The organism is Streptomyces sp. NPDC093252 (assembly GCF_040683675.1).
GTDB lineage: Bacteria > Actinomycetota > Actinomycetes > Streptomycetales > Streptomycetaceae > Streptomyces.
Window position 1 is genome coordinate 63,771 of sequence record NZ_JBFBEM010000012.1, and the last position, 25,164, is coordinate 88,934.

Genomic DNA, 25,164 nt, shown 5'->3' on the forward strand with positions numbered 1-25,164 from the left:
CCGTCCCGGCGGGCTGGACAGACTTCCGGGCGTGACCGAACACCCCGAGCACCCTGAGGCCCCCGAGCACTCGGACCCCCCTGAGGGCCCCGAACCCCCCGAGGGCCACCAACCCCCCGAAGGGCCCGATCTCTCCTCCCGGGACCCCGACTGGTGGCGGCAGGCCGTCGTCTACCAGGTCTATCCGCGCAGCTTCGCCGACGCCGACGGGGACGGGACGGGTGATCTGCGGGGGATCACCGCGCGGCTCGGGCATATCGCGGGGCTCGGCGCGGACGCGCTCTGGCTCAGCCCGTTCTACCCGTCCGAACTGGCCGACGGCGGCTACGACGTCATCGACCACCGGGCCGTCGACCCCCGCCTCGGCACCCTCCACGACTTCGACGCCCTGACCGCCGAGGCGCACCGGCTCGGGCTGAAGGTGATCGTGGACCTGGTGCCCAACCACACCTCGCACCGGCACGCCTGGTTCCGGGAGGCACTGGCCGCGCCGCCCGGTTCCCCGGCCCGCGAGCGGTACGTCTTCCGGGACGGGCGCGGGGCGGACGGGGAACTGCCCCCGACCGACTGGCTGTCGGTGTTCGGCGGCAGCGCGTGGCGGCGGCTGCCGGACGGCGGCCAGTGGTACCTGCATCTCTTCGCCCCCGAGCAGCCCGATCTGAACTGGGACCGGGAGGAGGTCCGGGAGGACTTCCGCACCACCCTGCGGTTCTGGTCGGACCGGGGCGTGGACGGCTTCCGGGTGGATGTGGCGCACGCCCTGGTCAAGGATCTCCGGGACCCCCTGCGCGATCTGGGCGATCCGGCGCTCAGCGGCGACGCCGCCCTGACCCGGCTGCCGCCCGGCACCCACCCGTTCTTCGACCGGGACGAGGTGCACGAGATCTACCGCGACTGGCGGCGGCTCTTCGACCGCTACCGGCCGCCCCGGACGGCGGTCGCCGAGGCCTGGGTGCCCAGCGGGCGCCGGGTGCGGTACGCCCGCCCGGACGAACTGGGGCAGGCCTTCAACTTCGAGTATCTCCAGACCCCCTGGGACGCGGGGGCGCTGCGCCGGGTCGTCACCGAGTCGCTGGCCGCCGCCCGCGCCGCCGGGGCGTCGGCGACCTGGGTGCTGTCCAACCACGATGTGATCCGGCACGCCTCCCGGCTGATGCTGCCCCCGGGCACCGGCGCGGACGCCTGGCTGCTGTCCGGCGGGCAGGAACCGCCCGTCGACCCGGCGGCCGGGCTGCGCCGGGCCCGCGCGGCGACCCTGCTGATGCTGGCCCTGCCCGGCTCGGCCTATCTCTACCAGGGCGAGGAACTGGGCCTGCCCGAGGTCGCCGATCTGCCCCCGGACGCCCTTCAGGACCCGGTGTGGGAGCAGACCGGGCACGCCCTGAAGGGCCGCGACGGATGCCGGGTGCCGCTGCCCTGGACGGTGGACGGGCCGTCGTACGGGTTCGGGGCGGGCGGCGCGTGGCTGCCGCAGCCGGCGGGCTTCGGGGCCCTCTCGGCGCAGGCGCAGGACGGGGTGGCGGGCTCGACGCTGGAGCTGTACCGCGCGGCCCTGCGGCTGCGCCGCAAGCTGACCGAGGGGGAGTCCCTCGTCTGGGCGGCGGAGCCGGGGACCGGGCCGGACGTCCTCGCCTTCGCCCGCACCGAGGGCTGGCGCTGTCTCACCAACCTCTCCGCCGCGCCCGTCCCCCTCCCGCCCGGCGAGGTCCTGCTGACCAGCGGTCCGCTGACCGGCGACGGGCGGGTGGGGCCGGACACCACGGTGTGGCTGGGATAGAGGCCAGGACCGCGCCACGGGTGACGGTCGATCAGGGCCGTCGGGTACGGGATCGGCCGGCGTCGGGCGCGTTCTCGGCGGTGTGCCCGGGCGGGCGGCGGGGACGGTACGGAGGTGCCCGGGCGGGCGGCGGGGGCGGTACGGAGGGTGCCCGGGCGGGCGGCGCTGACGTGCGTCCGTGTCAGCCGTCGCTGTGGGGGGTGCTGCGCTCGACGGGGTCGTCGGAGTGGCCGGAGTGAGCGGCCGGGGCCGACGCCGACCGGAGCAGGGAGGCGCCGGCCGGGGTGAGGGTGTGCAGCACGGCCGCCCCCTGCCGGACGCTGCTGATCAGCCCGGCGTCGCGGAGCACGGTGGCGTGCCGGCTGGCCGCGGACAGCGACACCCCGGCGGCGCGGGCGATCTCGCCGGTGGTGGCGCCGTGCCGGACGGCGTGCAGGACCCCGGCACGGGCGGACCCGACCAGCGCGGCCAGCGGCGCGGCCCCCCGGGGCCGGGCGGGCGCCTCGTGGACCAGCGGATACACCAGCACGGGCGGCAGCCCCGGATCGGCGAACGACAGAGGCCGCTGAAGCAGGAAGTACGACGGCACGAGCAGTAACCCCCGCCCCCCGAGCCGCAGATCCCGGTCCACGGAGGGCTGGTACTCGACATGCAGCACGGGCCGCTCCCACCGGGCCCAGGGCCCGAGCCCGGCGAGCATCCCCTCGGCGCCCCCGTCCAGCAGCGCCCTCGCCCGCACCCCCCGCTCGGCCTCCACCCGCGCGTGCACCCGATCGGCATACGGGGCGACGGCCACGTCGTGATAGGCCCGCAGCAGCCGTACGAGGTCCTCCCGGGCGGCGCGCTCCCCGAGCCGGGCGGTCCAGTCGGGCGCCCCGACGACCTCGTCCAGCAGCCCGATCTCCTCCCGCACCCGGCTCTCCGGCGCCGCGAGCACCGCCTCAAGCCCGGCGTCGAGCCCCTCGGTGGCGGCGAAGGGGGTGAGGAAGTCGGGGAAGTAGGCGGCGCGGGGGTACAGCGGCAGCAGCACCTGCCGCACGGCCCGCTCCAGCCCCTTCTCCCGCAACTGCTCCCGGGTGGCCCGGTACCAGTCGGCGTGCGCCCAGCGGCCCTGGCGGGTCTGGAGCCGGTGCAGGCTGATCGCGATGTCCCAGAGCGGATCGGACACCCGGCACATCCGCGTCGCGGCGAGATCGGCGGCGGTGAAGTGGACGCGGAGCATGTCGCTCTCCCCCGGTGAACTGAGCGTTTGCGGTCAGCCGCAACAGCATGGCGGCGTACGGCCGTTCGGGGCAACAGTGGGGCGCGGCGGGCGTGGGAGCGCTCGCCCGGGTGATCCGGGGTTCCCCGCGTCACGCTCCGTCCCCGCCCATCGGGCCGGGAGCACCACCCGGAGCGGATGCCGGCCTTCCACGGATCCGGGGGAACACACGGGGAGAACGGGGGACACGGGAGGACGGGGAGTCCTGTACGGGCCCGGGGCCGATGATCCCGCCCGGGTACCCGACCCTCCCCGCCCACCCACCGGCGCGGCGCCCTGGTCCGGCGCCGCGCTCCTCCAGCGCCGCGCTCCTCCTGAGCACCCGCGACGAACGCCGGGGCCCGGCTCCCCGCCCCGCCTACCGCCCCTGCACCGGCAGCCCGTACACATGATCCGGCGTCACCACCTGCGTCACCGCCCGCGCCACCAGCGACGACGGCTCCTGGCCCCGGTAGGTGATGTCCGTGTTCAGCATCACCACCAGCGTCGCCCGCTCGGCGGGGAGGTACACCGTCACCGTCTCGTAGCCGGGGATGGAGCCGTTGTGGCCGATCCAGCCGCCGCTGTCGAAGATGCCGAGGCCGTAGCCGGTGCCGGGTACTCCGGTGGGGAGGGTGGCGAGGCGTTCGGCCTGGGTCGCCGGGGTCAGCAGGGTGCCCGTGGCGACCGTCCTCGCCCAGCTCCGCAGATCGTCCAGGGTCGAGATCATCGCGCCCGCCGACCAGGCCCACGTCGGGTCCCAGTTGGTGGAGACGGTGGTGGACCCGTTCAGGGTCTGGTTGGTGTAGCCCTGGGGGTGGGGGTCGGGGATCGCGGCGTTGTCGGGGAAGAGCGTGTGCCGCAGCCCGGCCGGGGCCACCACCCGCTCCTCGATCACCTCACCCACCGGCCTCCCGGTCACCTTCTCCACCACCAGACCCAGCAGGATCAGATTGGTGTTGGAGTACTGGAACTTCGCCCCCGGCGCGAAGGTGTTCGGATGCTTGAAGCCGTACGCCAGCAGCTCCCGCGGGGTGAAGCGCCGGTCCGGGTCGCTGAGGAGGGTGTGGTCGAACCCGGGGTCGGAGGTGTACGGGAACAGGCCGCTGCGCATCCCGGCGAGCTGGCGCAGGGTGATCCGGTCGCCGTCCGGTACGCCGGGGACGTACCGCGAGACCGGGTCGTCCAGCCCCACCCGGCCCTGGTCCACGAGCTGGAGCAGGGCCGTCACCGTGAAGGTCTTCGTCTCGCTGCCGATCCGTACGTACAGGTCGTCGGCCATCGGCTGCCCGGTCGCCTTGTCGGCGACCCCGGTGGCGCGGACGTAGTCCCCCTTGCCCGGCATCCAGAGGCCGACGACGACCCCGGGGATGGCCGCCTCGCGCTGGACGTCCGCGATGGCCCGGTCGAGGCGGGCGGTGAGGTCGGGATCGAGAGTGCCGGACGGGGTCGGGGACGGGGTCGGGGCCGCGGGGGTCGGGGCCGCGGGGGTCGGGGCCGCGGGGGTGGCCGACGCCGCCGGGGCGAGCAGGGTCGCCAGGAGCAGCAGCACGGCGCACAGCAGTCCGCGAGAGCGCCTCCCAGAGGTCATGTCGACGCACCTCTTCCGGTATCAGGGGTCGAGGACCCGCTGTCCATCCGGGCCCCCGGCCGTGCCGGACCCCACCAGCATCACCCCCGGGTCCGTGCCCCGCACGTCGGCGTCGCGTCCGCGAGGGACCGGTGCGGGAAGGGAAAGGATGGGGAGAGGATGTCGTCGTCCGCCCCGAGGCCACCCGGAGGCCAGCCCGAGGGTCAGCCCGAGGCCGGGGGCGACCCACCCAGCCCAACCCGACCCAACCCGAGCCGATCCAAGTCAAACCCAGCCACTCCAAGTCGACCCAAGTCAACTCATCTCAACCCAAGTCAACCCATGTCCAAGGAGTACGCGTGACCGGTCAGCCCATCCCGGTGATCATCGACTGCGACACCGGCGTCGACGACGCCCTCGCCCTGCTCCTCGCGGTCCGCCACCCGGGCCTGGATCTGCGCGCGGTGACCTGCGTCGCCGGGAACACCGATGTCGACGGCGTCGTACGCAACACCCTGACCGTGCTGGAGCAGGCCGGTGCCCCCGACATCCCCGTGGCCCGCGGAGCGGCCCGCCCGCTGATCGAGCAGCCGCGCTCGGCGAAGCATGTGCACGGCGAGGACGGCATGGGCGACCTGGGCCTCCCCGCCCCCACCCGCACCCCCTGCGACCTGGACGCCGTCTCCCTTCTGCGGCGCGAGATCCTCGCCTCGCCCCGCCCGGTCACCCTCGTCCCCACCGCCCCGCTCACCAATATCGCCCTGCTCCTGCGCACCCACCCCGAGGTGACCGCCCACATCGAACGGATCGTGTGGATGGGCGGGGCCGTCGCCGCCGGGAACGCCACCCCCGTCGCCGAGTTCAACGTCTGGCACGACCCCGAGGCCGCCGCCGTCCTCCTCACCGCCGGGGTGCCGATCACCATGTACGGGCTGGATGTGTTCATGCGGGTGAAGGTCCCGGGGCGGGTGGTACGGCGGTTGCGGGAGAGCGACGAGCCGGGCGCCCGGTTGGCGGGGGAACTGCTCGCCCATCGCCCCTCCGCCCCCGACCCCGAGGGCCCGGACGGGGACGACCCGGCCGGTGGGCTCGGCGACGCGGGCGCGGTGTGCGCGGTCGCCGACCCCGGCGGGATCACCACCCGGCGGCTCCCCGTCGAGGTCTCCCTCGGCCCCGGCCCGACCCGCGGTCAGACGATCGTCGATCTCCGCGCCCGGCACGGCGAGTCCGAGATCCACGACGGCACCCGCCCCCAGGCGCTGGTGGACGTGGCCCTGGAGGTGGATGTGGAGCGGTACGTCGATCTCTATGTCGCCGCCGTCACCGGGGAGGACGCCGGGTCCGTACGGGCGGCGGCACCGGCGTAGTGGCCGGCGATCTCGTCACTCGTCGTCAGCCACACATCCGGGTGCCCGGCGATGTACTCCAGGGCCTCGTCCAGATACCGGTGCCGGAACGGCTGGCCGATCACGAACGGATGCAGGGCCAGCGCCATCACCCGGCCGCTTCCGCCCGCCTCCGCCGCCGAGTCGGCGCGCAGTTGGTCGAGCTGGTCCTTGACCGCCCGCACGAACTCCGGCCCGGTGTAGCCCTTGCCCAGGAAGAGGCTGATGTCGTTCAGCTCGACGGTGTACGGGACGCTCAGCATCCCGGGGACCCGGAGGGGGTAGGGCTGGTCGTCGTTGGTCCAGTCCAGGACGTAGGTCAGGCCGAGTTCGGCGAGGAGTTCCGGGGTGTGGAGGGTCTCGGTGAGGGCCGGGCCCATCCAGCCCCGGGGGCGGACGCCCGTGGTCCGCTCGATGCTGTCGACCACCCCGGTCAGATACTCCCGCTCGGCCTCGCGGGTCATCCCGGTCTGGAAGGTGGAGTTGTTCCGGCCGTGCGCGAGCCAGGCCCACTCCCGGCTCCGGCCCGCCGCCACGATCTGCGGATAGCGCTCCCCGGCGTCGGAGTTGAGCAGCGCGCTCGCCCGGATCCCGTGCCGGTCGAGACTCTCGATCAGCCGCCAGATCCCGACCCGGGGGCCGTAGTCGCGCCAGCCGTAGTTCAGGGGGTCCGGGACGAAGGCGGCGGTGTCGGGGAAGGTGCTGGTCGCGGGGCGGTCGAGGAGGTAGTGCTCGATGTTGAGGCCCACGTAGAAGGCGACCCGGGCGCCGCCGGGCCAGTGGAGCGGGGGGCGGTCGGTGATCGGGCTGTAGTCGTAGAGCTGCTGTTCCACGGGGTTCACCTCGGGTGATGGATGCGGGTGCGGAGGGCTGAGCCGGTCCGGTGGGCGGTGCCCTCACCTAGGCTCGAACCTTCACACTCATGTGAGGGTCAAGAAATCCACGGAATCCAGGGAATCCGCCGAACCCGCCGAACCCGCCGAACCCGCCGAACCCGTCCAACCCACCGCATCCGCCCCTCAACCGACCCACCCGGAGGACGCCGCCGCCATGCACCCGCCCCAGAGCCCCCCGGCCCGCCCCGGAATCCACAGCCGCGTCCACAGCCGTATCCGTATCGGAGAGCTGTCGCAGCGCACCGGCACCTCCCGGCGGCTGCTGCGCTACTACGAGGAGCAGGGTCTCATCGCCGCCGACCGGGCCGCGAACGGCTACCGGGAGTACGACGAACGGCATGTCGACCGGGTGCTCCAGATCCGGGGGCTGCTGGACGCCGGGCTGCCGACCCGGATCATCAAGCAGATCCTGCCCTGTCTGGACAAGCCCCGGACCATCTACTTCTCCGACGCCACCCCCGAGATGCTGGCCACCCTGGAGCACGAGCTGACCCGGATGACCGCCCGTATCGACTTCCTCGCCCGCAACCGCGACGCCATCGCCGAGTATCTGGCGGCGGTGCGCGGGGAGGGCGCGGCGTAGGGGCGCCGGTCACCCGTACGGACCGGCGCGCTGGTGGGCGGGCGGGGGTGGTGGTGCCGTGGAGACCCCGGCCCCGCCCCCTGGAGGCACCCGATGGCACCCCCGATCCCCAGCCCTCCGGCCATCCGTGCCCTGGTCCTCGCCGCGGCGTTCGGGACGACCCTGCTGCTGGTGGCGAGCGGCTGCGCCTACCAGGAGACCGCGCCGCCCCGGCCGTATCTCAAGGAGAGCCCGGCGGCGAAGGCGTCGAAGCCCGCCGGGAAGGCACCCGCGCCGGACGGGGTGCGTGCCCTGACCGACGCGCAAGCGCGCTCCGCGCTGATCAGCGAGACCGACCTCGGCGAGCCGTGGATGCCGACGCGGGGCGCGGCGACCTGGCGGGACGGCTTCCTGAAGGCCGCCACCACCACCCCCCACTGCCGCCGGCTGCTCGACGCGCTGTACGCCGACGATCTGCTCGGCGTCCCGGCACGGGCCGCGATCGGGCTGGACGACGACTACGCCGACGGGCAGTTGCGCTACCAGGTCACCAGCCGCGCCCCGGCCGAGGTGGACCGGGCCCTGACGTGGCTGCGGAAGCTGCCGCGCGGCGACTGCGCGAAGTTCGTGGCGACCGGGCCGGGCGGGGAGCGGCGGACGGTGACGGTGACCGGGGTACCGCTGCCGGAGGCGGGCGACGCCCGGCAGGGCCTGCGGGTGGAGGTGACCCGGGACCTGGGCGGCGAGCCGGTCACCCTCACCCTGGAGGTGGCCGCCGTCCGCGTCGGCGACGACGCCCTGACCATCACCAACGGCGGCCTGGGCGAGATCCTGACCGAGTCCACCTGGACGGCGGCGGAACTGGGCGCGGAGCGCCTGGCGCAGGTGCGGAAGCAGGGCCGGGCGCAGGTCTGAGGGGGTGGGCGGGCCTCACCGGCTCACAGCGGCGGCTGTGCCGGTGCCGGGCCCAGGGTCGTGGTCCCCGGGGCGGTGCGGTGGCCGAGGCCCGTGCGGTAGGCGTCGAGCGCGGCCTCCACCCGGCCGGTGCGGCGCAGCAGATCACCCAGCATCCGGCACAGGTCGGCCAGGTCACCGGCCGCGCCCGCCCGCTCCAGCAGACTGAGGGCGCGGACGTAGTGCTCCTCGGCGGCCTCGGTGTCGCGGGCGTCCTCGGCGATGATGCCGAGCAGCCGGTGGGCCGCCGCCGCGTGGACCGCGCCGCGCTCGGGGGAGAGGTCGCCGAGCACCTCCCGCAGCAGCGCCGCCGCCTCGCCGGACTTGCCGCGCCGGTGCAGGACGTCCGCCAGCTCCACCGCGGCCTGGCTGCGGTAGAGCGCGGCGCGGGTCGCCGACAGCATGTCCAGTGCCTGGCGCAACTCGGCCTCCGCGCGCTCCAGCTCGCCGTTCTGGGCGCAGACGTACCCGCGCATCCAGTGGCAGTTGGCGAGTTCGGTGCGGATCTGGAGCTGGCGGTACATCTCGGCGGCCTTGGCGAGGGAGGCGTCGGCCTCGGCGATACGGCCCTCGGCGAGCAGGGTGCGGGCCACCTGCCGGTGCATCCGGGCCACCAGCGCCGGGTCCCCCGACCGCGGGGCGACCGCGAGCGCGAACTCCGCCGCCTTCGCCGCCCGCGCGTGCGCCCCCATGTCCATGTAGGGCCCTATGACGCTGGCGTAGAGCAGCAGCAGCGCGTCGGGGTCGTGGAGCCCGCCCCGGTTCAGCTCGTCGAGCGTGGACTCCAGGAGGTAGACCGCGTAGCGCAGCTCGCCGGCGAGGTAGTGGGAGACGGCCCGGCCGCGCACCGCCGGGACGCGGGCGGGCAGGGGCAGATCGGCCTCGCCGAGCACCTGCTCGGCCCGTTCGAAGGAGCGCCGGGCGGCCACTATGTCCCCGGTGTCCAGACCGCATTCGCCGAGCCCGAGCAGGGCGGTGGCCTGTTCGGCGGGGAGGGCGTGGGCGGTGGCCTCGGTGAGCAGCGCGGTGTACTGCTCGGCGGCCTCCTCGGCGGCGCCGGTGGCCAGGGTGCGCTGGGCCTCGGTGAGCCTGAGGCGCAGATCGGTGGCGAGGCGGGCGGGGCGGCCGGTGGCGAGTTCGTCGAATCCGACGCCGAGCCGGTCGGCCAGATGCCGCAGCGCCTCGTCGGAGGGGCGCACCCGGCCCGCCTCCAGGGTCGAGATGTAGGCGGGGGTGTACGCCGGTTCGGCCAATTGCCGCTGGGTCAGCCCGCGTTCGTGCCGCAGCCGCTGCACCCTGCGCCCGATGGTCTCGGGGTCGTCCCGGTTCGCCATGCGTTTAATCATGCCAGTAAGTCCACTTACCCATAGGCGACTTGGGCTCCGCCCCGCCTCGCCGCCCCCGCCTCGCCGCCCCCGCACCGGTGACCCGCTCGCCCGCCCATCGGCGAAATGGCGTAACTCCCCCTGCCCCTCTTCCGGTCGACCGTCCCGAACCTCTACGTTAGGCCCTGGATTAAGGGCGCTTAACACGCGACTGTCACCCCCCTGTTCACCCCCCTGCGAGGTTCCCGTGCCCGGACGTACCCCCGCCCGCAACGGACGCCCTCCCGCCCCCTACGCCAGGGCCCTCGCCGCAGCCCTGATCGCCACGACGGCCCTGATCGCGGCGGCGAACGCGGGCCCGGCGAAGGCGACCCCGACACCGGCATCGACATCGACACCGGCTCAGGGGGACGCGTCACCGGACCGGGGGGACCGGGTGACGCAGTCGGTACGGCGGTAGGGCCGGGGTCGCCACCCCCGGGCCCCAGGGCACCCCCGGCACCCCCGGGCCCCCGGCCTTCTCCCTCCCCCCCTCACCCCCTCCCCCCGCTTGACCTTCGACCCGGTCGAAGGTCGACCATGGCCGGGTGCCGAACGCCGACCCCCTGATGCCCATCGGGCGCTTCGCCCGCCGGAGCGGTCTCACCCCCAGTGCCCTGCGCTTCTACGCGGACTCCGGGCTGCTGCCGCCCGCCGAGGTGGACCCGGTCACCGGCTACCGCCACTACGCCCCGGACCAGGTGCCCCGGGCGGTCGCCCTGCGCGGGCTGCGCGAGATCGGGCTGCCGCTGCCCGACATCGCCGTGATCCTGGACGCCGGACCCGAGGAGGCCGCCCGGCTCATCGACGCCCATGTCGTCCGGGTGCTCGGCGAGGCGGCCGACGTCCGCCGCAGGGCCGACCGGCTGAAATCCGCGCTCACCGGCCCGGAGGGCACCGCCGCCGCACACCCCGTCGCCGCCCTGAAGGGCCCCGTTCTCGCCGACGCGATCGAGCAGGTGCTGGCCGCGACCGCGCACGACCCGCGCCACCCCGTCCTCGGCGCCGTGCGGCTGGAGGCCACCCCCGAGGCGGTCACCCTCACGGCCACCGACCGCTACCGCCTCGCCACCCGCACCCTGGCCCCGGCCGCACCGGCGACGCGGGTCCCCTGGGCCGCCACCCTGGACGGCGACGATCTGCGGGCCGCGGTCCCCGGGATCCGCAGCAGCCCGCTGGTCCGCGTCGAGACGGCCGCCCCGGACGGGGTACGGCTGCGGCTGGGCCGGACCGGCCGGGAGGACCCGTACTGCCGTGCCCTGCCCGACGCCTTCCCCGACCATCACGCGATGGTGGCGGCGCTGCCCGAGGTCACCACGCGGGCGACCCTCGCCAAGGAGCCCTTCCTGCGCGCCCTGGAGACCCACCCGGAGGACGTCATCACCCTGCGTCTCACACCGGGCGCGCCCACTCCGCCGCTCTCCGCCGTCACCGGTGCCCGCCTGGACATCGCCTTCGCCGTGACCACCCTCTATCCGGCGATCAGCACCGCCCTCGGCCCCGATGTCCTGCTCGACCTGCGCGGCCCCGGCGCCCCCGCCACCGTCCGCTCAGCCGACCGGGGCGACCTCACGACCTGGGCGATGCCCGTACGCCAACCCGCCCCCGCCCGGCGGGAGCCCGGCAGCCCCCGAGACCGCACGAAAGGAACCACCCCCACCCCATGAGCACCCCCACCCCCACCCCTGCCGCCGAATCCGCCCCCGAACCCACCCTCGACCCCACCATGGCCGCCATAGCCACAGCCCTCGCGACCGCCCCCGCCGACCCCGGTGCCGCCCGCGCCGCCCTCCACACCCTGTGGACGGAGATCGGCGTCACCGGCGACGCCCTGCACCGCTGCACCCTCGCCCACCATCTCGCCGACCTCCACGACGACCCCGCCGAGGCCCTCGCCTGGGACGTACGCGCCCTGGACGCCGCCGACGCGCTCACCCAGGAGCGGCTGGACCGGCACCACCCCGGGCTGGCACGCGACGCCTTCCGCCCCTCCCTGCACCTCAATCTCGCCGACAACTACCGCCGCCTCGGCGCGTTCGAGGCCGCCGCCGCACAGCTCACGGAGGCCCGCCGCTACGCCCCCAGCCTCCCGCCGGGCGCCTACGGCAACCTCCTGCGCACGGCGATCGACGAGGTGACCCGGGCCGTCACCCACCGGGACACGGCCCGCCGCGCCTCCGCCCCGAACCCCTCCGGCTGACATCGACCCCTGACCCCTGCCCCCTGACCCCTGATGCCTCCGCAGCCGCCCACCACCACCCGGGAGGAGCGCCTCAGGCCCCCTGCAACTCCGCCAACTGCCGCCGCACATGGTCCAGCGCCCCCGCCCGCCGCCCCGGAACCCTGCCCCGCAACTCCGCGAGCGCGGGCCCGAGTTCACGGGCCCGCGTCGTGTCCCGGATGCACCCCCACTGGTGGTGCGCCCGGTCCACGGCCGCCTCCACCGCCGGGGCGTCCGCCGCCTCCCCCGCGCCGAGCCGGGCCGCCGCCACCGTCAGCCAGGTCCGGCAGCTCCGCACCGGGTCCCCCGCCAGCATCGCCAGATCCGCCCGCACCTCCGCCCAGTGCAGCGCCTCCCCCGACCCCGCCCCGTGCGCCCGTACCGCCGCCTGCTCCCACCGCTCGGCCAGCGTGTCCGCGTCCCGGTGCCGCCCGGCACGCACCGCGTCCGCCAGCGCGGAGTGCGGATCCCCACCGGGTGCGCCGCCGGATGGGGATCCGAGTGGGCCGCCGGATGCGCCGCCGGACACGCCCCCAAGTGCCCCACCTGATACACCACCGGGTACGCCACCAGGTACGCCACCGAACACGCCCCCCGGCACCCCGGGCCCCGCCCCGAACACACCCCCCGACACCTCGGGCCCCACCCCGAGCACGATCCCCGGCTCGCGCGCCCCCTCGCTCTCCTCGGCGATCCGGGCGAGGGCCTGCTGATGGAGCTGCTCCAGCGGTGGCCGGTACCCGCTGCGCAGAATGGTGGCGACGGCCCTCATGTACGACGGCTGCCCGACGGAACGGCGGCCCGGCGGGGGCGCGATCCGCCCGTAGACCGCGTGTCCCCCGCCGAGGTCGAGGGGGTGTTCGCCCAAGTGCTGCCAGCACTCGGGGTCGGCGTGGAGGTCGAGCAGAAGGGTGGTGCTGCCGGGGGTGCGCAGGCGCAGCTCCTCCCGGAACCAGTGCCAGGGGAACGCCGTGTAGCGCACGGTCGCCGGGGTGGTGCGGGCCAGCGCCAGATGCGGCAGCCGCTGCCGCCGGTCGAGCTGGAGCTGCCCGGCGACGAACAGGGTGAGCGGGTCGGGCGCGGCGGCGGCGGCCCGCAGCCGGGTCAGCACCGCCTGCGGCTCCAGCGGATCGGCCAGTTCCACGACATGGGCCGACTCCGCCCCCGCCAGCACCCCCGGTGCCACGGCGGACAGCACCGGCAGCACCCCGGCCGCCTCCACCAGCCGCCCCCGCCCCACCGGCGCCCCGGCGATCAGCAGCACGGTTCCACCCATGAGGCCCCTCCTCCACGATCACGTACCACCCAGCACGGTAACGCGCTCGCCTTCCGCGAATCCCCAAGTCGCCCTGAACCTGCCGGTGCTGCGCACCGACTGTCCGGGTGTACGACACCGTCCGAGAGGAGTGTGCGCGTGGCCGACGACGAGGCGCTGACCCGGGTGGTGGTGCGCTGCCAGCTCGGCGAACGGGCGGCGTTCCGCGAACTGGTCGACGCCTGGCACACCCCGGTGCGGCGGTACGTCCGGGGCATGACCGGGGATCCGCATCTCGCGGACGATCTGGCGCAGGAGGTGTGGATCGCGGTGGTCCGGGGTCTGCCCCGGCTGCGCCGCCCGGACCGGTTCGCACCCTCACCCCGTAACCGGACCCCGTAACCGGGACCGGGACCGGGACCGGGACCGGCGCCCGGCGCCCGCCCCTACGACCCCCCACCCCCCATCCGCCCCCACCCCCGCCGCACCGCGAACACCGTCGTGTCGTCCGCGAGCCGCCCCCCGCAGTGCCGCAGCACCCCCTCCCGTACCACCGTCACCAGTCGCCCCGGCTCGACGCAGCGCACATCGGCGCGGACCGCCGCCGCGACGGCGTCCGTCAGCGGGAAGAAGACGCCGTCGGCGTCGCGGGCCTCGGTGACGCCGTCGGTGGTGAGCAGGACGGTCTCGGCGGGGGCGAGGGCGATGCGGTGGGCGGTGAGGGGGCGGGCGGTGGCGGGGGGTTCGAGTTCGGCGAGGCCGAGCGGGAGGGAGTCTCCGGGTTCCAGGGCGCGGACGCCGCCGGGGCCGACGATCAGCGGCGGTTCATGGCCGAAGTTGATCAGGAGCAGGGCGTCCGGGTCGTCCTCCGGGAACTCCAGCAGGACGGCGGTGGCGAACCGGTCCTCGTCGTCGCGGCCGAGGTCGCGGACCCGGCCCCGGTGGCGGGCCATACGGATGCCGAGGCGTTCGCCGACCGTGGTGAGGGCGGGTTCGTGGTAGCCGGACTCGCGGAAGGTGCCGAGCAGCGCGGAGGCGGCCTCGACCGCGCCGAGCCCCTTGCCCTGGACGTCGCCGAGCAGCACCCGGGTGCCGTGCAGGCCGGGCTGGATGTCGTAGAAGTCGCCCCCGACGCGGGCCTCGGTGTCCGCGGCGAGGTACACCTCGGCGTGCTCCAGCCCGCCCCAGCCGGGGGGCAGGGGGCGCAGCACGGTCCGGCGGACGGTCTCGGTGACGTCCCGCATCCGCAGCACGTGTTCCTCGCCGCGCACCCGGACCGCGCAGGCCAGGGTCGCCAGGACGCCGCCGATGGCGATGAGGGTGAAGTCGGAGAGGCGGGGCGTGAAGCGGTCGGGCCAGAATGCCTCCACGAAGAGATAGGTGGCCAGCACCAGCGCGGTGAAGGCGGCGGTCGTCCAGACCTGGCACAGGGCCGCCGCGATGCCGGGCACCAGCACCACCCAGGAGATGATCCGGAACTCGGTGCCGGTCCAGTAGTCGATGGTGACGATGCCGATGAGGAGCAGCAGCGGTGGCACCCAGGTCACGCTGCGACCGCGGACGCGCAGGGTGCGGTACTGATGCCACAGTCCCGACCGGCCCGTCCACGGCAGCCGGTCCAGCGGGCGCCGACCGGTCCCGTCGTTGCTCACGGGTCTCAGCGCCCGGTCGCCACCGGACCTCATAGGGCCAGCGAAACACGCCGGGGACGCCCGCGCATCCGGCCATAGGTCCCTCATGACCGCCCTACCGGGTCCGGATCCGAGTCCGGGTCCCGCCCACCGCTGGACTTGCCTGTCGCCGCCCGCAGGTGTGCTCTGGAAGGCGGGGGCGAAGAGAGAGGAGCGCGCTCATGGCTCACGCCGCACCCGCACCCGGGCCCGCCCGCGCACCCGGCACGACCCCGGGGACCGGGACCGGGACCGGAACCCGGCTGCCCGATGTGCTCAGCGCCCGGACCCACCGGATCGCCCTCTGGGCGGTCCCCGCCGGCACCGGACTGATCTACGGCTACTGGGTCGCCGCCAACAACCGCTCCGGCGGACCCATCACCGGCTGGAACGTCCTGCTCGGCTTTGTCGCGGCCCTCGCCTTCGCCGCGCTGTCCTACGCCCTGCTCCGCACGGCCCCGAAGCTGCGGCGCGAGGTGCACGCGGTGCTGTGGGCGGCGTTCGGCGGCTGCGCGTTCGGGTTCCTGTACAGCGAGGCCGGGGCGAGCATCCTGCGGTCGGTGTTCATGTCCCTGGCGGTGGCGGCGGTGGTGTTCGTGGTCCTCTTCTACCGGTACTACACGCACGAGGACGCGGAGGGCCACCGCGTCTCCTGACCGCGTCTCCCGGGCGCTGGGGCAATGTACGACCGTACGGCCGTACAGCGCTCGCGCCCCGCACCGGCACCGCGTTGCCTGGAGCCATGCCCCCGCCGAGACCGCCGCGCCGCCCCCGCACCCGCCCCCGCACCGCCCGCCTGCGGGGCCGTGCGGCGGCGGCGCTCCTGGTCCTGGCCTGTCTGCTGGTGCCGCCCGCCGTGCTGGCGAGCTGGGTGACGTACGGGCTGGTGAGCGGGGACCGCTATGTCCGTACGGTGGCGCCGCTGGCGTCGGATCCGGCGGTGGAGGCCGTGGTCGCGGACACCCTCGGTACGGGGCTGGCGGAGCGGGCGGGGAACGGCGGGCTGGCGCCGTTCCTGCGGGACGCGGTGCGCTCCTTCACCCGGACGGACGCGTTCCAGGCGGGGTGGGACGAGGCGAACCGGGCGACCCATGACGCGGTGCTGGACGCGGTGAACCGGGGGGAGCGGGGCCCGGTGACCGTCGATCTGGCGCCGGTCGCGGACGCGGTGGAACGGCAATTGGCCGAGGACAACGTACTGGTGGGCCGCCCGCGGATGCCGGTGGAGCATGCCGAGGTGGCGGTGCTCCCGGCGGCGGATCTGGCCCCGTTGCGAAAGGGGCTGCGGGTGCTGGAGGTCGCCGCGGTGTGGCTGCCGCTGTCGGCGGTGGCGCTGGCCGTCGCCGGGATCGCGCTGGCCGCCCGCCGCAGACGGGCGCTGACCGCGATGTCGCTGGGGGTCGCGGCGGGGGGTGCGGTGCTGGGGGTGGCGGTGGCCCTGGGCCGCCGCCTGACACTGGCCGACCTCCCCGCGGGCATGCCGGAACCGGCGGCGGGGGCGGTGTACGACGCCCTGACGGCGACCCTGCGGACGGTGTCGTGGCTGCTGCTGGCGCTGGGCGGGGTGGTGGCGCTGGCGTGCCGGTTCGCACGGCGGAGAGGGGCGCTCCCCCCGAAACCCCAGTACGCACCCCACGCCTCTCCCCCTCCCCCTCCCCCGCCGCAGCCCCTCCCTCTCTCCGAAAACTCCCACTGTCTTGACAATTTTATTTGTCGGCACGATCCTGGAGGAGAACCGACCACGGAACCGACCACGGAACCAGCGCGGCAGCAGCCGTAGCCTTAGCCCTGAGGAGCCCCCATGCGCACCCTGATCAGCACCGCCTTCATCTCCCTCGACGGCGTCATGGAGGGACCGGGCGGAGAGCCCGGCTACCGCAACAGCGGCTGGACCTTCAAGGACTTCGAGTTCCTCCCGGAGGCGTACGAGATCAAGGGCCGGGAGCAGCAGGAGGCGGCGGCGATACTCCTGGGCCGGGCGAGCTACGAGGCGTTCAGCCCGGTGTGGCCGGACATGGAGGAGTTCGCCGAGTACAAGCCGATGCCGAAGTACGTCGTCTCGACCACCCTCAAGGACACCGACCTGGTCACGAACTGGGGCGACACCACGATCCTGCGCTCGCTGGACGAGGTGGCGGCGCTGAAGGAGACGGAGGGCGGCCCGATCATCGTCCACGGCAGCGCGTCCCTGAACCACGCCCTCTCGGACGCGGGCCTGATCGACCGCTACCACCTGCTGGTCTTCCCGGTGCTGCTGGGCGCGGGCAAGCGCCTGTTCAGCGCCACGGACAAGGACACGCAGAAGCTGCGGCTGGTGGAGCAGGAGGCGTACGGGAACGGGATCCAGAAGCAGGTCTTCGACGTGGTGCGGTGACGCGTCCGCTCACGTGGGACCCGGAACCCGGGACCCCTGCCCCCTGCCCCCTCCCCCATGACCCGGCACCCGGCACCCGGCACCCGGCACCCGGCACCCGGCACCCGGCACCCGGCACCCGGCATCATGATTGCGATCGCGGACAGCCGTTGCACAGTGCCCGGACAGCGACCGAACAGGTCACGCCGGATGATCGCCCAAAGCCGGTCCCGGCCCGGTGTCCGTATGTGCAGAGGGAAACCGCACAAGAGGCAGACCTGGCTGATCGTCTGGGCAGGGGACGGTCCGGCGGGAGAGCGTGAGAGGGATCGGGAATCGGGAAGCCGCCGCGGTGAAGCCCCGGCTTCTCCCCGTTCTCCCTCCCCCATCCGCTCGAACGGAGAACTCCCCCATGCACGTCTCTCGCCCGCGGACCCGGGTCGCCGCGCTCGCCCTGGTCGTCACGGCGGCCCTGGCAGGGGGCGCGGTCCCCGCAGCGTCCGCAGCCCGCGCCTCATCGCCCGCCGCCGTGGCGAAGTCCACGCCGTCGTCGTACGACACCGAGTACAACAAGGCCGTCGCCGTACGCGTCCTGACGGGTGTGATCCCGAACGGCGACTACGGCCTCGTGGACCAGTACATCCGGGACGACTACATCCAGCACAACCCGAACATCGCGGACGGGGCGGCGGCGTTCAAGGGCTTCGCCGGGTGGATGCGGTCGCAGTACCCGAACTTCCAGTACAACGTGAAGCGGGTCGTGGCCGAGGGCGACCTGGTGATCGTGCACGGCAACCCGGTCCAGGTACCGGGGACACGGGGAGTGGCTCTCTTCGACATCTACCGCTTCCAGGACGGCAAGATCGCCGAGCACTGGGACGTGGTGCAGCCGGTCCCGGCGACGACGGTGAGCGGGAACGACATGTTCTCGACGCTCAGCTCCCCGCAGCCGGGCACGCCGGTCTCCAAGCGGGAGACGGCGCGCAACGAGAAGCTGGTGAAGAAGTACGTCAACCGGCTGTACAAGGGCCGGGACGTCACCGCGGTGGACAGGTACGTCGCTCCCGATGTCCGCGAGCACGCCCCCGAACTCGGCGACGGCGCGGCGGCGGTGAAGCAGGGCGTCAGCACGTACCTCGCCGAGAACCCCGAACTGACCTACGACACCAAGCGGGTCATCGCCGAGGGCGACCTGGTCGCCGTCCACAGCCATGTCACGGCGGTGCCGGGCACGCGGGGCGAGGCGGTCATCGACATGTACCGGGTGCGGAACGGCAAGATCGTCGAGCACTGGAAGAGCGTGCAGGCGGTGCCGGAGACTTCGGCGAACGACAACACGATGTTCTGAGAGGTCCGAGGTGTGACGGGGGCGCGCCCCGGCGGGCTGTCACCTGATCCAGGTGAGGTGCTGCCCGCCGGGGCCGACGTGCAGGCGCATCCTGTCGGCGGACGGGGATCCGTCGGCCTGCCACCCGGCGAGGTGCCCGGTGATCGCGTCCCAGAGACGTACCGTGCCCGCCTGTCTGACCAGCCACCGGTCATCCTCGTCCTGAAACAGGACCGCCCACGCCCTGGCGTCCACATCGATCACGATGTGTTCGGTCCGGCCGTCCCGGTCCAGGGTGAGCCGCTGTGCGCGTGGCGCGGCGAACTGCGCGACAAACCGGGCGGTCCAGTCGTCAAGCACATCCGCACCGATCCCGGCAGGCACCGCGGCTCCTTCATCGAGCCCCGGCAGTATGCCCAGCGGGGGTGGAAGCTGCGGGCGGGCCAGCATGAACGAGACGTGCCCGCCGAGCACCGGGCCGTCGGCCGTGCCGTCATCGCCGACTGTGAGCCGGACGAGTTCCGATGCGTTCATCCACCCGCCGACCGTGACCAGGATGTCCCCGCCGGGCCGGGTCTGGGCGAGCCAGTCGGACGGCACGGTATGGACACCGCAGGTGGCGAGGACACGGTCGTACGGGCCGCTCTCCTGGTGGCCGCGCAGTCCGTCGGCGACGACGCGCCCAGGCCGGAACCCGACCCCCGCAAGGGCGATTCCGGCACGGGCGGACACCTCGGGGTCGACCTCGACCGTGGTGACGTTGTCCTCGCCGACGACACTGCACAGCAGAGCGGTTGAGTAGCCGGTGCCGGTGCCGATCTCCAGAACGCGTGCCCCCTCCGACACCCTCAGCTCTTCGAGCATGCGGACGACCAGGCTCGGCAGGGTTGACGAAGAGGACGGAGCGGCAGCGATCCGCCCTTCGACCTGGTCGGGGAAGACACCTCCGGCAACCTGGGTCACGAGCGTGTCGTCCTCGTAGACCCGGGCCAGCCCGCCCGGGGCATGGACGGTCGCGGGCCGGTACCAGCCGCCTTCCTCGTACTCGAACCAGCCCCGCGAGAGGAACGCCTCACGAGGCACGGAACGGACTGCCGCCCCGCACGCGGGGCTGCGCAGAACGCCGGGCCCGGACAGCCGACGCGCGAGGTCCGCCCGTGCGTGTTCCGAGGATGAGGAAAGGGGGTCAGTCATGTCGGCTCGCTCCGTTCTCCAGCAGATCGGCAATTGCGTGGGCCACAGGAAGCCCGGCGGTGCTTTCGAGCCAGGCCCATTGGCCGTTGGGGTTGCACTCCAGGAACCACCATGTGTCGTCGGCGTCCACAGCGAAGTCGAAGGCGCCGAATCGCAGCCCGAAGCCAGCGAGGAACCGCAGCAGCATCCCCTTCGTCTCCTCCGGGCAGGCCACCGCCTCATAGGTCAGGTTGCGGTACTCGGCCCGCCAGTCCACCACCCCGGGCGGCGCGGTGATCCGAGCGCTGAGGACCCGCTCGCCCACCACGACCACCCGGATGTCCGCCACCTTGGCCACCTGCGCCTGAAACAGATGGGCGCTGTGACTCACCGCGTCGTCAATCTCGCACGGCCCGACCGGAGCCGCCCAGATGCCCGCAGGCCGGGCATCGACCTCGTACGCTCCGGCATGGAGAGGTTTGTAGAGAGTCGGCTGCCCGGCGCAGAACGCCCCCGCCTCCCCTGCGTCATTCGTGATCAGGGTCGCCGGGACCGTGAATCCGACATCGACCGCGACGGCCAACTGCGCGGGCTTGTACTCGGCCCGTGCGATGGCCTGCGGGTGACTCAGGTACAGACACCCCGGCAGCGCTCCCAGTACGCCCCCCAGGCCGCGCCGGTTCTCATGCGCGGCGAACCGGACCGCCTGTTCGCCGCGCCCTGTCGGGTAGGGGCTCGGCCGACGGTGGTAGAGGGAGCGTACGGCGGACAGATCAGCCGTACGCTCCCCCACCGACAGTCGGCCGCACCAGCCGACCGGCCCTACCTGCGCGGCCAGTGTCGCGGACGCCGGGAAGTCCCGCCCCGGGTCGAACCGGAGGACGGGCACCCGGCGCCGGTTCAGCTCCGCGATGACCATATCGGCGGTCGCGTCCTCGAACTCCGTGCAGACCAGAACCGGGCGCCTGTCCATGGTGTGCTCTCCCTAGTCCTGGGTCGCGTCATGACCGGAATCCGGATCCTGTTTCCCGTCCTTGCTGATCTGGGTCGGCGGGTAGGTGTTCACACTCGTACCGTGCTTGCCGAGTTCGGCCGGCGTCATCTCACCGTCGTCCCCGACCCACCGGCCGGTCTGCGTGGCCCGGTCGATCCCGACGTAACGCCATGACGAGGGTGAACCGTTGGCCAGCGGCACCATGCGGCGCAGCCCCCACGGGGCTGGTGGGATGATCTCGACGCTTACGAAGCTCATGCTCAAGTCTCCTTATGCAAGGGGCTTTTCGTGCGGTGATTGAACTCCGGGACCCGACACGACGGGTGCTCGGTCCGCCCGGAGGACAGGTGGTTGGTCCGTTGGGCGCGCGGCTACCTGCGCGGTGCAGTGCAATTCGGCACACAGACCCACAGCCTGAACGGACGACCCCGGTACCGCACCTCACCCCACACCCGGCCGTCCATCCCGAGGCGGCGGGCACAGCGGGCGCAGTCGATGGCCATCTGCTGCCGTGGACCGAGCTGGTCCAGGGACGGCAGGGTGCCGTCCGCCGTGCCGACGGCTGTCACGGACCGTCCGCCCGCAACTCGGCCCAGACTCGCTTCCCGCCATGCACCGGATCACAGCCCCAGGTGTGGGCGAGGGCGGCGACGAGCAGCAGCCCCCGGCCGTGTTCGTCCTCGGTGTCCGGCGAGCCAGCGACCGGTCTGGTCGGTGAGTTGTCGGTCACGACGAGGCGCGCGGACCGGTCGCCGGTCCGGGTGATCGACGTACCGATGTGCGGTGCGTCGGTGTGCTCGACCGCGTTGGCGACCAGTTCGGAGACGATCTGCCGGGCGGCATCGGCCAGGAGCGAGAGCCCCCAGGTCTCCAGCGCGAGGACTATGTCCCGCCGCGCCCGAGCGGCGGCCTCCGGCGTCGCCGGGTAGCGCTCCTGGTATCGCTGCGGTGCAACTTGTGCGCTGGTCTTCGCCATCGTCGGTCCCTCGGCAGTGGTGCTCGCGGTAGACGTCGGCGCCCACTAGGGCGTCCGATGACCAGGTAACCCCCCTCCACACCAGGACACTTAGGACGATGAGAGGGATATCGCGAGGAACACCCTAGGGCGATCACGGCCTTTCCACCTGACGCCCGGGGATCACACGGCTACGTTGAGTACATGAACACCGCGCGCAACACGGCACTTGAGGCGTGGATGAAGGAGCACGGGCACAGCTCCAACACCCTCGCCGAGGCCGTGAACACAGCCCAGGAGCGATTAACCGGCCGCCCCGGCGGACTCGACGGCTCCTCGGTACGGGCATGGAAGGCGGGCCGGGTCCGATGGCCGAAGTCGGCAGCACGCAAAGCCCTTGAGGACGTCTCCGGACTGCCTGCAACCGCACTCGGCTTCGTACCCCGGGGCCGGATGCCGTCCGCCCCCGACCCCGCGCAGGAGGACCCCGACATGAATCGGCGCTCGCTCGTCGGCGGCATCGCGGCGGCTGCCGCTGCCGCAGCGGCTCCCGGCACGGCGGCACCCCGCCGCATCGGCATGAGCGACGTCGAGCGTCTACAGCACCGATTCGCCGAGATCATCGCCAGCGACCACCGCCATGGCGGACAGCTCGGCATCGAACAGCGAGCCGCCGCGCTCGCCGACGAGGCTCTGAACCTCCAGAACGCGGGCAGTGCGGCCCAACGCGTCCGCAGCAATCTGTACGCGGCGGCAGCCGCGTTCCGCTCCTCGGCGATGTGGGCGGCGATCGACGGCCGCCGGTACGACGTGGCGACAAGGCACATGCGTGAGGCTCAGTCCCTCGCGGAGATGTCCGGCGACCAGGCGATCAAGTTCCGTATCTGGAGCCACGCCGGGACGATGTACCGGCACATGGGCCGCCCCGCGGACGCCCTCGCCGCGAACGACGTGGCCCGCGGCCTGCACATCACCCGCCGGGACCCGCTGTTTGCCTCTCTCGGCCTCGCCCGGCAGGCGGCCATCCTGGGCACCGCGCAGGACCGCACCGGCACCCGCCGCGCTCTCGAACAGGCGCAGGACGCCATGCTCCGCGCCAAATCCGACGACTTCCGGCCGGTATGGATGCTGGCCTTCTACGACCAGGCAGAGTTGGACTCGCTGTCCCTCTCGGCGTATCTGTCGCTCGGCGATCACCCGACGGCCGAGTACCACGCCCACCGCTGCCTGGTCGCCCTCCGGCCCCACATGATCCGGTCCCGGGCGATCACCACGACCCGCCTCGCCCACGCCCAGCTCGCGCAAGGCGATGCCGACGCCTCCACAGCGACCGCCATGACCGTGCCAGCCGATGCCGCTACCCAGCACGCCCGGGTGTCCCGCATGCTTCAGGAGTTCGGGGCCGCGTTGCGCGCCAAGGCACCTGGAAGCCCTCTCGTCCACGACTGGACCGAGCATGTCGCCGCTTGGAGGACCACCCGATGACCACGACACCCACGATCGAGTTCCGCGCCTTCACCACACTCGACGACATTCGCGGCGACCTGATCGACGTCTACGCCGAGGTGCGTGCACCATTGCTCCATCTCCCGAACTACGCCGTGACCGCCTTCGGTGAACGCTTGGACCGGCACGGAAACGAGCCCGGATTCACTGCGGTCCTGGCGTATGCGAACGCATTCCCGGTCGGCTACGCCTACGGCAACACCATCGAACACGGCAACCGCTACTGGCAGCGCACCTCACCGGAACCTGCGACCGAATTCACCAATCACCCGGCGATAGCGCTCAAAGAAATCGGGGTACGCCCCGCATGGCGCGGCACCGGCACAGCCAGACGCCTCCACGACACCCTGCTCGCCACCCGCAAGGAGCCCTACGTCACCCTCATGGTGAACCCGGCGGCCGGAGACGGAAAGGTCCACGCCCTCTACCGGTCCTGGGGCTACCAGGACATCGGCCGCAGCCAGCCGTCCCCGGCATCACCGGTACTCATGGTGATGGCCCGCGCCACTGGTGATCTCGGGACCAGTGCCTGACCACTTGCTCAAGCCTTGAAGGGGGCCGCGCATGCTCTTGTCCGGCGAGAGCTGGAGTCGTCGATTCGAGGAGATCAAACACGAAGCATGGCGACTCGAAACCCTCCCGCAGTACCTCGTGCCCCAAGAGGCCGAGGAATTCGCAGCCTTCCGCGAAGGACGGCCGCTGGAGCCCTACACGGATTCCACGTACACGGAACGCGTCTCACGCCATCGCGGCGAGGGAAAGCACTACGGCCGCGTGCATATCGTGACCCGACCGCTCTCCGCCTACCTGCGTTTCGAGTTCAGCCGCTACTACCGGGTGCACGCCCGGGTCGGCGACCACATTCGCATCCTCGATGTGACCGACCGACCAAACCCTCTGGAGGGCGTTCAGGACTTCTGGATGTTCGACCGGTCGGAGGTGATCCTCATGAACTATGAGGCGGACGGGACACAGATCAACCGCCAAGTGTTCGAGGGAGATGTCTCCTCCTTTGTCGAGTACCAGAGCATCGCCATCGCGGAGTCGGTGCCCTTCGAGGAGTACGTGAACGCTGGCCTTCCAGCCTGATCAGCCTGACCGGTCGGGGCTGGAACTGGCCGCCATGCTCAAGCATCTCCGCAAGCAAGCCGGACTCCCGGGGGTCCGGCTTGCTGCACGCTGAGTGCCCCCCAACCTCCGCCCCACCCGCCAATCCCTGAGGCGGGCCCTGCTCGCATCCGGCGCCCTCACCCCCGACTGGACCCCCGCCCCCGGTGCCCCCGCCGCACCCGCCCAGGAGAGGATCAGCGGCGATCAGGTCCGACGAGTGCACAAGGGGCAGTCATGACAGTCGGCGAAACACCGACACTCGAACTCCTCCGGTTCGGCGACCCCGTACAGAGCGTCTCCGTCGAGGTGATCTGCGCCGACCCCCTCCTCGTCGGGGACGAGCGGTACTACGCGGCCGAGATCGTCGTGGAGAGCGGCTTCGTCGCCGGGCGGGTCGGGATCCAGGTGTCCGTGGAGGATCTGGACGAGTGGGAGCGGTGTCTCGACGCCCTGGAGGCCGAGGAGGGGGCCGAGTGGCCGGCGGGGGACCGTACCGCCTGGGTCGAGGTGATACCGGACGACCCGGTGGAGGTGACGGTGCAGGACTCGCCGTCGACCCGGGTCGCGGTGCGGGTGCCGGTCGAGGTCGGGCCGCAGTGGGTGGAGGAGAACCGGGCGCGGTTGTCCGCCGTCCGGGAGGCGATGGCCCGTCTCGCGTCGTAGCACCGTCCGTTGCCCCCGGTGCCCCGCGCAACCCCCCGCCCCCACCCCCACGTCCTTCCACCAAGAAGCACCCGAGAAGCACCCACCAACGATCCGAGAAGCACCCGAGCAAGGTCCCGGAGAACACCCGAGCCCCACCCCCGCGAGCACGAAGGGCCCCCGCCGTGGACACCGCCACCACCGCGCCCC

The 25,164-nt window shown here is 73.1% G+C and carries 26 protein-coding genes; 16 read left to right on the forward strand and 10 right to left on the reverse strand.

The features are described 5' to 3' along the window. Positions 1-31 precede the first annotated feature (31 nt). Positions 32-1,777 carry an alpha-amylase family glycosyl hydrolase gene (locus AB0O01_RS24695; protein ID WP_365316562.1) on the forward strand — a complete coding sequence of 582 codons (1,746 nt, stop codon included), beginning with the start codon at positions 32-34 and terminating at the stop codon, positions 1,775-1,777. Positions 1,778-1,958: 181 nt separating this feature from the next. On the opposite strand, the gene AB0O01_RS24700 is transcribed toward AB0O01_RS24695, so the two are convergent. Both AB0O01_RS24700 and AB0O01_RS24705 read right to left on the reverse strand, forming a co-directional pair. After that, the gene (locus AB0O01_RS24700) at positions 1,959-2,999 is read right to left on the reverse strand and encodes a winged helix-turn-helix domain-containing protein (protein ID WP_365316564.1); all 1,041 of its coding nucleotides are present in this window, start codon (positions 2,997-2,999) and stop codon (positions 1,959-1,961) included. A gap of 397 nt (positions 3,000-3,396) precedes the next feature. Next, positions 3,397-4,608: a serine hydrolase domain-containing protein gene (locus AB0O01_RS24705; RefSeq protein WP_365316566.1), complete on the reverse strand. Its 1,212-nt coding sequence runs from the start codon at positions 4,606-4,608 to the stop codon at positions 3,397-3,399. 338 nt (positions 4,609-4,946) lie between these two features. Here AB0O01_RS24705 and AB0O01_RS24710 point away from each other — a divergent pair, with 338 nt between their 5' ends. Continuing rightward, positions 4,947-5,954, forward strand: a complete 1,008-nt coding sequence (locus tag AB0O01_RS24710) for a nucleoside hydrolase (protein WP_365316568.1) — start codon at positions 4,947-4,949, stop codon at positions 5,952-5,954. Here AB0O01_RS24710 and AB0O01_RS24715 read toward each other — a convergent pair. Then, positions 5,894-6,805, reverse strand: a complete 912-nt coding sequence (locus tag AB0O01_RS24715) for a polysaccharide deacetylase family protein (protein WP_365316569.1) — start codon at positions 6,803-6,805, stop codon at positions 5,894-5,896. The two genes, AB0O01_RS24710 and AB0O01_RS24715, sit on opposite strands and share 61 nt — an antisense overlap. A gap of 277 nt (positions 6,806-7,082) precedes the next feature. Between AB0O01_RS24715 and AB0O01_RS24720 the strand changes: the two genes are divergently transcribed. Then, positions 7,083-7,451 (forward strand): MerR family transcriptional regulator, encoded by a 369-nt coding sequence (locus AB0O01_RS24720; RefSeq protein ID WP_365316876.1) that lies wholly within the window; start codon positions 7,083-7,085, stop codon positions 7,449-7,451. Positions 7,452-7,544: 93 nt separating this feature from the next. After that, positions 7,545-8,345, forward strand: coding sequence for a hypothetical protein (locus AB0O01_RS24725; protein ID WP_365316571.1), 801 nt, complete (start codon positions 7,545-7,547; stop codon positions 8,343-8,345). A gap of 23 nt (positions 8,346-8,368) precedes the next feature. On the opposite strand, the gene AB0O01_RS24730 is transcribed toward AB0O01_RS24725, so the two are convergent. Beyond that, entirely contained in the window at positions 8,369-9,718 is a 1,350-nt protein-coding gene (locus AB0O01_RS24730) for a helix-turn-helix transcriptional regulator (protein ID WP_365316573.1), read from the reverse strand. 238 nt (positions 9,719-9,956) lie between these two features. Between AB0O01_RS24730 and AB0O01_RS24735 the strand changes: the two genes are divergently transcribed. The 3 genes from AB0O01_RS24735 (at position 9,957) to AB0O01_RS24745 (ending at position 11,948) form a co-directional block, all read left to right on the forward strand. Continuing rightward, a complete protein-coding gene (locus AB0O01_RS24735) occupies positions 9,957-10,169 on the forward strand; it encodes a hypothetical protein (protein ID WP_365316575.1) in 213 nt (70 codons plus the stop codon). A gap of 148 nt (positions 10,170-10,317) precedes the next feature. Then, on the forward strand, positions 10,318-11,415 hold the full coding sequence (locus AB0O01_RS24740) for a MerR family transcriptional regulator (protein ID WP_365316878.1): 1,098 nt from the start codon (positions 10,318-10,320) through the stop codon (positions 11,413-11,415). Then, the gene (locus AB0O01_RS24745) at positions 11,412-11,948 is read left to right on the forward strand and encodes a tetratricopeptide repeat protein (RefSeq protein ID WP_365316578.1); all 537 of its coding nucleotides are present in this window, start codon (positions 11,412-11,414) and stop codon (positions 11,946-11,948) included. Before AB0O01_RS24740 ends, AB0O01_RS24745 begins: the two co-directional genes overlap by 4 nt. Before the next feature lie 73 nt (positions 11,949-12,021). Here the strand turns inward: AB0O01_RS24745 and AB0O01_RS24750 are convergent, their stop codons facing one another. Beyond that, positions 12,022-13,245 carry a hypothetical protein gene (locus tag AB0O01_RS24750; RefSeq protein ID WP_365316580.1) on the reverse strand — a complete coding sequence of 408 codons (1,224 nt, stop codon included), beginning with the start codon at positions 13,243-13,245 and terminating at the stop codon, positions 12,022-12,024. Between the two features lie 138 nt (positions 13,246-13,383). On the opposite strand from AB0O01_RS24750, the gene AB0O01_RS24755 reads away from it, so the two are divergent. Next, positions 13,384-13,626, forward strand: a complete 243-nt coding sequence (locus AB0O01_RS24755) for a sigma factor (RefSeq protein ID WP_365316582.1) — start codon at positions 13,384-13,386, stop codon at positions 13,624-13,626. Between the two features lie 44 nt (positions 13,627-13,670). On the opposite strand, the gene AB0O01_RS24760 is transcribed toward AB0O01_RS24755, so the two are convergent. After that, a complete protein-coding gene (locus tag AB0O01_RS24760; RefSeq protein WP_365316584.1) occupies positions 13,671-14,876 on the reverse strand; it encodes a PP2C family protein-serine/threonine phosphatase in 1,206 nt (401 codons plus the stop codon). Between the two features lie 200 nt (positions 14,877-15,076). Between AB0O01_RS24760 and AB0O01_RS24765 the strand changes: the two genes are divergently transcribed. From AB0O01_RS24765 to AB0O01_RS24780, 4 genes are all read left to right on the forward strand, one after another. Next, complete coding sequence (locus AB0O01_RS24765; protein WP_365316586.1) at positions 15,077-15,550, forward strand: hypothetical protein; 474 nt, start codon at positions 15,077-15,079, stop codon at positions 15,548-15,550. A gap of 86 nt (positions 15,551-15,636) precedes the next feature. After that, positions 15,637-16,674: a hypothetical protein gene (locus tag AB0O01_RS24770; protein WP_365316588.1), complete on the forward strand. Its 1,038-nt coding sequence runs from the start codon at positions 15,637-15,639 to the stop codon at positions 16,672-16,674. A gap of 21 nt (positions 16,675-16,695) precedes the next feature. Further along, entirely contained in the window at positions 16,696-17,268 is a 573-nt protein-coding gene (locus tag AB0O01_RS24775) for a dihydrofolate reductase family protein (protein WP_365316589.1), read from the forward strand. A gap of 391 nt (positions 17,269-17,659) precedes the next feature. After that, complete coding sequence (locus AB0O01_RS24780; protein ID WP_365316590.1) at positions 17,660-18,595, forward strand: nuclear transport factor 2 family protein; 936 nt, start codon at positions 17,660-17,662, stop codon at positions 18,593-18,595. Between the two features lie 39 nt (positions 18,596-18,634). On the opposite strand, the gene tgmC is transcribed toward AB0O01_RS24780, so the two are convergent. The 4 genes from tgmC to AB0O01_RS24800 all read right to left on the reverse strand — a co-directional run bounded on the left by tgmC (position 18,635) and on the right by AB0O01_RS24800 (position 21,717). Next, a complete protein-coding gene (gene tgmC, locus AB0O01_RS24785) occupies positions 18,635-19,768 on the reverse strand; it encodes an ATP-grasp peptide maturase system methyltransferase (protein WP_365316592.1) in 1,134 nt (377 codons plus the stop codon). Beyond that, a complete protein-coding gene (tgmB, locus tag AB0O01_RS24790; RefSeq protein WP_365316594.1) occupies positions 19,761-20,720 on the reverse strand; it encodes an ATP-grasp ribosomal peptide maturase in 960 nt (319 codons plus the stop codon). The genes tgmC and tgmB overlap by 8 nt, the downstream gene beginning before the upstream one ends. Positions 20,721-20,732: 12 nt before the next feature. Continuing rightward, positions 20,733-20,999 (reverse strand): putative ATP-grasp-modified RiPP, encoded by a 267-nt coding sequence (gene tgmA, locus AB0O01_RS24795; protein WP_365316596.1) that lies wholly within the window; start codon positions 20,997-20,999, stop codon positions 20,733-20,735. A gap of 307 nt (positions 21,000-21,306) precedes the next feature. Beyond that, positions 21,307-21,717: an ATP-binding protein gene (locus AB0O01_RS24800; protein WP_365316598.1), complete on the reverse strand. Its 411-nt coding sequence runs from the start codon at positions 21,715-21,717 to the stop codon at positions 21,307-21,309. A gap of 183 nt (positions 21,718-21,900) precedes the next feature. Between AB0O01_RS24800 and AB0O01_RS24805 the strand changes: the two genes are divergently transcribed. The 4 genes from AB0O01_RS24805 to AB0O01_RS24820 all read left to right on the forward strand — a co-directional run bounded on the left by AB0O01_RS24805 (position 21,901) and on the right by AB0O01_RS24820 (position 24,975). Beyond that, entirely contained in the window at positions 21,901-23,181 is a 1,281-nt protein-coding gene (locus AB0O01_RS24805; protein ID WP_365316599.1) for an XRE family transcriptional regulator, read from the forward strand. After that, positions 23,178-23,735 carry a GNAT family N-acetyltransferase gene (locus AB0O01_RS24810; protein WP_365316601.1) on the forward strand — a complete coding sequence of 186 codons (558 nt, stop codon included), beginning with the start codon at positions 23,178-23,180 and terminating at the stop codon, positions 23,733-23,735. The genes AB0O01_RS24805 and AB0O01_RS24810 overlap by 4 nt, the downstream gene beginning before the upstream one ends. 31 nt (positions 23,736-23,766) lie before the next feature. Continuing rightward, positions 23,767-24,291: a DUF6879 family protein gene (locus AB0O01_RS24815; RefSeq protein WP_365316602.1), complete on the forward strand. Its 525-nt coding sequence runs from the start codon at positions 23,767-23,769 to the stop codon at positions 24,289-24,291. Between the two features lie 255 nt (positions 24,292-24,546). Beyond that, complete coding sequence (locus AB0O01_RS24820; RefSeq protein WP_365316604.1) at positions 24,547-24,975, forward strand: DUF5959 family protein; 429 nt, start codon at positions 24,547-24,549, stop codon at positions 24,973-24,975. The last annotated feature ends 189 nt before the right edge of the window (positions 24,976-25,164 follow it).